This window comes from Pseudomonas sp. RP-B7 (genome assembly GCF_059803535.1).
This window is the reverse complement of record NZ_JAPFHC010000042.1, coordinates 42,718-49,649: the sequence shown is the minus strand read 5'-3', so window position 1 is coordinate 49,649 and position 6,932 is coordinate 42,718. Positions and strand designations below refer to the sequence as shown.

Annotated in this window: 6 protein-coding genes and 1 pseudogene; 4 read left to right on the top strand and 3 right to left on the bottom strand. The window is 61.4% G+C overall.

Annotated elements, in window-relative coordinates:
- The 3 genes and pseudogenes from OPU96_RS26335 to codA all read left to right on the top strand — a co-directional run.
- Positions 1 to 367, top strand: a pseudogene (locus OPU96_RS26335) (patatin-like phospholipase family protein); the annotation flags it as partial.
- A 76-nt stretch (positions 368 to 443) separates the two neighbouring features.
- Positions 444 to 800, top strand: a complete 357-nt coding sequence (queD, locus tag OPU96_RS26330; RefSeq protein ID WP_003173033.1) for a 6-carboxytetrahydropterin synthase QueD — start codon at positions 444 to 446, stop codon at positions 798 to 800.
- Between the two features lie 92 nt (positions 801 to 892).
- On the top strand, positions 893 to 2,134 hold the full coding sequence (gene codA, locus OPU96_RS26325) for a cytosine deaminase (protein ID WP_498559974.1): 1,242 nt from the start codon (positions 893 to 895) through the stop codon (positions 2,132 to 2,134).
- On the opposite strand, the gene OPU96_RS26320 is transcribed toward codA, so the two are convergent.
- Positions 2,127 to 3,101, bottom strand: a complete 975-nt coding sequence (locus OPU96_RS26320; RefSeq protein WP_305392378.1) for a diaminopimelate epimerase — start codon at positions 3,099 to 3,101, stop codon at positions 2,127 to 2,129. The two genes, codA and OPU96_RS26320, sit on opposite strands and share 8 nt — an antisense overlap.
- A gap of 142 nt (positions 3,102 to 3,243) precedes the next feature.
- On the opposite strand from OPU96_RS26320, the gene OPU96_RS26315 reads away from it, so the two are divergent.
- A complete protein-coding gene (locus OPU96_RS26315) occupies positions 3,244 to 4,395 on the top strand; it encodes an MFS transporter (RefSeq protein WP_498559973.1) in 1,152 nt (383 codons plus the stop codon).
- 48 nt (positions 4,396 to 4,443) lie between these two features.
- On the opposite strand, the gene OPU96_RS26310 is transcribed toward OPU96_RS26315, so the two are convergent.
- Both OPU96_RS26310 and OPU96_RS26305 read right to left on the bottom strand, forming a co-directional pair.
- Complete coding sequence (locus OPU96_RS26310; protein ID WP_498559972.1) at positions 4,444 to 5,367, bottom strand: hypothetical protein; 924 nt, start codon at positions 5,365 to 5,367, stop codon at positions 4,444 to 4,446.
- A gap of 561 nt (positions 5,368 to 5,928) precedes the next feature.
- On the bottom strand, positions 5,929 to 6,762 hold the full coding sequence (locus OPU96_RS26305) for a hypothetical protein (RefSeq protein WP_498559971.1): 834 nt from the start codon (positions 6,760 to 6,762) through the stop codon (positions 5,929 to 5,931).
- Between the last annotated feature and the right edge of the window lie 170 nt (positions 6,763 to 6,932).

Genomic DNA, 6,932 nt, shown 5'->3' with positions numbered 1-6,932 from the left:
CACCTACCGCGACGGCGGCCTGCTGGACTACCACCTCGACCTGCCCTACCACGGCGACGACATCGTGCTGTACCCGCACTTCACCGACCGGGTCATCCCCGGCTGGTTCGACAAAGGCCTGCCATGGCGGCGCAGCAACCCAGCCGGCTTGCAGGACGTGTTGCTGCTCGCCCCGTCCCGGGACTACCTGGCCCGCCTGCCCCACGGCAAGCTGCCGGACCGCAGCGACTTCAAGCGCTTCATGGGCGATGACGCGAGCCGCAACAAATACTGGCAAACCGCGATGAGCGAGAGCCGGCGGCTGGGGGATGAATTTCTGACACTGGCCGATAACGACCAATTGGGCGAGCACCTGCACGCCCTTTGACCCAGCGGTATGCGCGGCGGCGGGTCAAGCTGTTAAACTCGCCGCCTGCCAGATACCTGACCGAGCTGAAAATACTGTGGAAATCTTCAAAGAGTTTACCTTCGAATCCGCCCACCGCCTGCCGCACGTACCGGACGGCCACAAATGCGGGCGCCTGCACGGGCACTCGTTCAAGGTGGCGATCCACCTGAGCGGCGACCTGGACCCCCATACCGGCTGGATTCGCGACTTCTCGGAGATCAAGGCGATTTTCAAGCCGCTCTACGAACGCCTCGACCACAACTACCTCAACGACATCCCCGGCCTGGAAAACCCGACCAGCGAAGTGCTGGCCAAGTGGATCTGGAATGAACTCAAACCCCTGCTGCCGGAACTCAGTGCAATTCGCATCCACGAGACGTGCACCAGCGGGTGCATCTATCGCGGCGAATAAACCGCCCGTACGAAAAACCACCCCAGCGGTGGTTTTTTTATGCCTGGCTCCCTTACAGTCGTGGCTTCCCGCCGCTCAAAAGGAACTTGCCCATGCACATCATCAACGCCCGCCTGCGCAACCGTGAAGGCCTGCATGATCTGCACCTGGAACAGGGCCGGATTGCCAGCATCACCCCACAGACCACGCCACCGCCGTTGCAGGCCGACGACCTGGATGCCGCCGGCAACCTGGTGATCCCGCCCTTCGTCGAGCCGCACATCCACCTCGACGCCACCCTCACCGCCGGCGAACCGCGCTGGAACATGAGCGGCACGCTGTTCGAGGGCATCGAGTGCTGGGGCGAGCGCAGAGCCAGCATCACCTTTGAAGACACCAAGACCCGCGCCAAGCAAACCATCCAGGCCCTCGCCGCCCACGGCATCCAGCATGTGCGTACCCACGTCGACGTCACCGACCCGGACCTCACCGCGCTCAAGGCTATGCTCGAGGTACGCGCGCAAAGTACGCACCTGATCGACCTGCAAATCGTCGCGTTTCCCCAGGAAGGCATCGAGTCCTACCGCAACGGCCGCGAACTGATGGAAGAAGCCATCCGCCTGGGCGCCGATGTGGTTGGCGGCATCCCGCACTTTGAATACACCCGCGACCAGGGCGTGAGCTCGGTCAAATTCCTGATGGACCTGGCTGAGCGCAGCGGTTGCCTGGTGGACGTGCATTGCGACGAAACCGACGACCCGCACTCGCGTTTTCTCGAAGTGCTCGCCGAAGAGGCCCGCAGCCGTGGCATGGGCGCTCGCGTCACGGCCAGCCACACCACCGCCATGGGCTCCTACGACAACGCCTACTGCGCCAAGCTGTTTCGCTTGCTGGGGCACTCCGGGATCAACTTCGTCTCCTGTCCGACCGAGAGCATCCACTTGCAAGGCCGCTTCGACAGTTTCCCCAAACGCCGGGGCGTCACCCGCGTCAACGAGTTGCTCGAAGCCGGCATGAACGTGTGTTTCGGCCAGGACTCCATCGTCGACCCCTGGTATCCGCTGGGCAACGGCAACATCCTGCGCGTGCTGGAGGCCGGGTTGCATATCTGCCACATGCTCGGCTACAGCAACCTGCAAAGCGCCCTCGACCTGGTGACCGACAACAGCGCCAAGGCCATGGCCCTGGGCGACCGCTACGGCCTGGAGCCGGGTCGCCCGGCCAACCTGTTGGTGCTCTCGGCGGACAGCGACTATGAAGTGATTCGCAGCCAGGGACTGCCGCTGTATTCAATCCGCCACGGCAAGGTGTTGATGAAACGTCAGCCGGCGCAGGTGGAGTTTTTGCTCAGCTGATTTGCCGCCGGGCGGTGCCGAACAGGCTGACACTGCGCAGCGTCTCGGCCTGCACCTGCAAGCGCACCGGCGCCGTACCGCCCGGCATCACCACCGCGACCTCCCCCGCCGCGACCCAACCCGCCCGCCACGCCGCGCAGGCCACTGCGCTGGCGCTGGTGCCGGACGACGCCGTAGGGCCTTCTCCACGTTCAAACACCCGCGCGAGCACACGGTTGGCGCTGTCCCGCGCAGCCCATTGCAAATTGACTCCGGCCGCACAGGGCTGGCCGCGGCCAACCGGCGGCGCAAAGGCAATTGCCTGCAGCGCTTCAAACAACCCGGGCTGCTGCATCTGTGCGTTGTCGGGCAACGCCGAAGGGTGTTCGACCAGCGTCACGCAATGGGGGTTGCCCACCCGCACAAACTGACTGTGCGCCCACTGCGGGTTGATCGCCGCCAGTGCGCTCACGTGGCTGGGTTCAGCAGCGCCGACGCCCGTCGCACCCACGGCCGACGGCCCGAACGCGGGCTGGCCCAATGCGAGCCAGAACCCGCTCACCTGGGCATACACCGCCGGTTCCACCCAGGTACTCAACGGCGAGGCGCCAGCCGGTTGATCGTGATGCACACGTAACTCGCTGGCCTCGGTCATCATGCCTTGGTCTGTCAGGGCCTGGGCAAAGATGGTCAGCCCGTTGCCGCTACGCTCGGCCAGGGTGCCGTCGGTGTTGACGATCAACAGGTCAAACGGCGGCGCAGCCTGGAACGGCCCCACCAACAGGCCATCGCAGCGGTGGGCCTTGGCCTGCGGCGGGCGTGGGGTTGATCCCCAGCCGCATTCGGCCGCGACCGCCGCCGGCGCCCAGGTCTGGCGGTGATGCGCCGCCACGACGGCAGTGTCGGGAACCGCTATCCCCTGGCGGCGCAAGGCAGCCGGGCTGACCACCCCATAAATATTGCCCCGCGCATCGTAGAACTGAGTCATACCCACGCCCGCCAGGATTGTTTCATTGATTCATCCGTCCGCTTGCCCACACACAGGGTCGGCAGCGTATTACAGAACCTTCCATCTGTGGGAGGATGTCGCGCCGGACACCGTTCGTTGAACGCAAAACCAAGGATTTTTCATGACTGCCATCCCCACCTCAGCGCCCGTGGTTCCCGGGCGACTGGAGCAAATGTCGACCCGCATCGCGTTTTTCATCGCCGGTTTCGGCATCGCCGCCTGGGCACCGCTGGTGCCGTATGCCAAGGCCCGTGCTGGACTCGATGAAGGCACGCTCGGCCTGTTGCTGTTGTGCCTGGGAGTGGGCTCGATCATCGCCATGCCAGTGGCCGGCCTGCTCGCCTCGCGTTTCGGCTGTCGGCGCGTGCTCTGCGCCGGCACGCTGCTGATCTGCCTGGCCCTGCCGATGCTGGCGACGGTCAGTTCGATTCCCTTGTTGATCGCCGCGCTGTTTCTGTTCGGTGCCGGGTTGGGCACGGTGGACTCCACGGTCAACCTGCAAGCGGTGATCGTTGAGCGCGCCAGCGGCAAAACCATGATGTCGGGATTTCACGGCTTGTTCAGTCTGGGTGGGATTGTCGGCGCGGCAGGTGTTTCGGGGTTGCTCGGGCTGGGCTTGTCGCCGTTGCAGGCAATCCTGGTGGTGGTCGTGATCACGTTGGCGGCGCTGCTCAAGGCCGCCCCACACTTGCTGCCTTACGGCAGTGAAAGTTCAGGCCCGGCGTTTGCGATTCCCCATGGCGTGGTGCTGTTTATCGGCTGCCTGTGTTTTGTCGTGTTTCTTGCCGAGGGCGCGGTGCTGGACTGGAGCGCTGTGTTCCTGAGCGGCGAACGCGGCCTCGACGAAGCCTATGCGGGTCTTGGTTACGCGGCATTTGCCCTGACCATGACGGCCGGGCGTTTGACCGGTGATGCGATCGTGCGTCGACTGGGGCCTACCCGGGTGATCGTGGCCGGTGGTTCGCTAGCGGCCGCCGGTATGTTCATCGCCACCTTATCGACGGCCTGGGAAGTGTCACTGCTGGGTTATGCCCTTATCGGCGCCGGCTGTTCCAACATCGTGCCGGTCCTCTACACCGCGGTGGGTAAACAAAAGGTGATGCCCGAACACATTGCCGTGCCCGCCATTACCACGCTGGGGTATGCCGGGATACTCGCCGGACCTGCTGTGATTGGCTTCATCGCCCATGGCAGCAGCCTGGCGATCGCCTTCCTGCTGATCGGCGGGTTGCTGGCAGCAGTCGCGGCCAGCGGCAAGATATTGCGGGTGTAGCCATGAGCTTTTTGTGCCAGACAAAGAGCTCATAGGCCCGTCAGGGCATCATTTGCCCTTCTCTTTCTTGTCGTTTTCCAGCCAGCGATCAAGGCTGTAGTTTTTCAGCCAACCATCATTGTTATGACTGCCGAAAATGCTGGTGCCGTTGGCTTTATTGCTGTCCAGGGACGCCAGCAAGCCTGGCCGATCGACCAGGTTCTTGGCGAGGTACACCTGCTGCGGACTGTATTTTTTCATCGGAAACCCGGTGACCGGATCCCGCACCAATGCGCCTTTCTTGTCGGTCAAGTTGGGGTCCTTGCTCATTTCAATGATTTTGTCGGTCTTCACGTAGCGGTGTTTTTCGAAGAAGAACGTGCGGTCTTCCGAGCGATCGCGCAGCTCGTCAAACATGCCCCTGAACGCCTCGACCACCTGCGCATCGGTTTTCGCATGGAACGGATCGGCACTTTGCGTATTGTTGGGGTTGGTGTTGCCAACCAGGGCGCTGGCCGCCTTGGAGAGGCTTGAAGGTGTGATTTTTCCGCCTTTGCCCAAGATCGTATCGTTCAGGCGCGGACGGTTGATGATCTCCCTGGCCAGCATGATCGTGCGTTCGGCAACAGTGCTAATGTTCGGGTCCTCATCAGCGATTTTTTGCAGTCCCGCCTGGTTCAAGCTCCCGTCCTTGGTGAATTTTTCGAGCAATGAAAAGCTGTTGCTCAACGCCGTGGCCAGCAGGTGGTCATCTGAACTGACATACGGGTTACCCGCCTTCATGCCGCCGTAAAGATTCTGAGCATCGAAATGCGGGTTGTTTAAGCCCATCAGCGGACTACTGGAAAAACCCGACATTACCGGACGCTGCCCCACGCCCTGAGGAGCGTAACCCGAGCCTGACGCCTGTGCGTTCGCACCCGGCGTGTTGGAATTCAGCTGGTCTAACGAAGGTGGCAGCTTGAAGCCAAGTTGATTGATCCCGTTACTCATATTTCACTCCACACGATTTGGACGACGTCGCCCGCGCCCCGAATCCTCAATCAGCAAAATGCTCCGATTGAGGATGCAGGTCTGGCGCAAGGTGTGTGGCGTTGCAAAACCAATGGTTCCGGCAAAGCGCAACTCTGCACCCGGACAACCTTGAACATTTGTAACCGCCTGGGCTTCAGTCCTCCTGAAGCGATGATTACCCTCGAAGGGACAACTTGCTCCAGAAGCTCGAAAGTCTTGAGAACAATGGATCGCCGACCGGCGTATCGCCGAGCATGTGAGCGCCTCTGTCAAAGTCTGCAGCCGTCGGCGCCTTGAAGCTGCATTTGGGTGAAGAGGTAAGGTTGAGACTCGGCTGCTGCGCGTTTTGGCAGGGTGCCTCAGGCAACGCAGTCATCAGCGCGGTGACTGAGCTTGGGCAGTGACGAGAGGCAGAGGATGTCGAGTTCATGGGTCCGGTCCTGATCCAGTAGATAAAGACTCCCACAGGCCGTCAACCACCAGTGGGTGTCTTCTTCGTGGCAAATCTGCGTAAACGGTTCCCCATATGCAGTGCCGGATTTAACCGAGCAAAGCCAACAGCCTGTGCAGTTCTTTGCGCGAAATCTTGCCATCGCGCTGCGAGCCAAACACGTTGTCCATCAAGTCCTTGACGTCCGAACGGCCCATCACGGCATTGGCCAACTGGATGAGATGGTCTTTTCGGGGGATGCCCGTCAGGTTTTTATTAGCGAGTGCCTGCAGATCGCTGATATTGATGTCGCGGTTCCAGAAGCCACCTTTCAACGCATCGAAATTCCGGAGCATCTCCTCAACGAGTTGTTTGTTGTCCAAGCGCTTCAACGGGTTATCGGAATGCACGAAACTTCTGATGTCAGCCTTGGAAAAGCGATTGTTTGTCGCCCCGGTGGAGCGGTCCCGATCCAGGGCTTCCATCAGTCCAGGACGACGCTGCAACTCCCTGGCCAGTTTGATATTGGCGTCGGTCCGGGGATTGCCGGTCAGCTCCTGCCTGGCAATTTCCCCCAGGCTCTGGCGCGTGACTTCACGTGAAGGCCAGGGGCCCTTGAACGCATTGAAGTTATCCAGAAGCATCTGCGCCAGTTGTTCATCGCTACGCCTGGAATAGTGAGGGTCCGGTAGCGTAGGGTTTGGGCGCGCAGGCGGGCCAGGTTGCGCAATTGGCCGGTGGGGAGGACGGTGATAGTGGCCAGCAACTTTTCCCTGTGGCGTATCACCAAACATCGGGCCGGACTGATATTGCGGTTGCGCAAAGCCCACACTCGCCGAGTACTGTGGAGGTAGCGACCTGGCAGGGAATGCCGCCTGTGGGTCAGCATGGGTGGGATTCGGCAAGATGGGCACGGTGGTCGAGGTGGACGCGGATGTTGACATTGGGATCTCCAGTTCGTTTCCAAGCGGCTCGCCTGACTGCGCCAGGCTCAATAGTGGAATCAGCGCGAGCGAGCCTCACCTATGTGGCTGGACACCTGAGGTCAGTTCCGCCTAGAAACCGAAAACTGCTCGCTACTGGTAGGAAGATCCTCTGGGGGAAACAGGAAAAT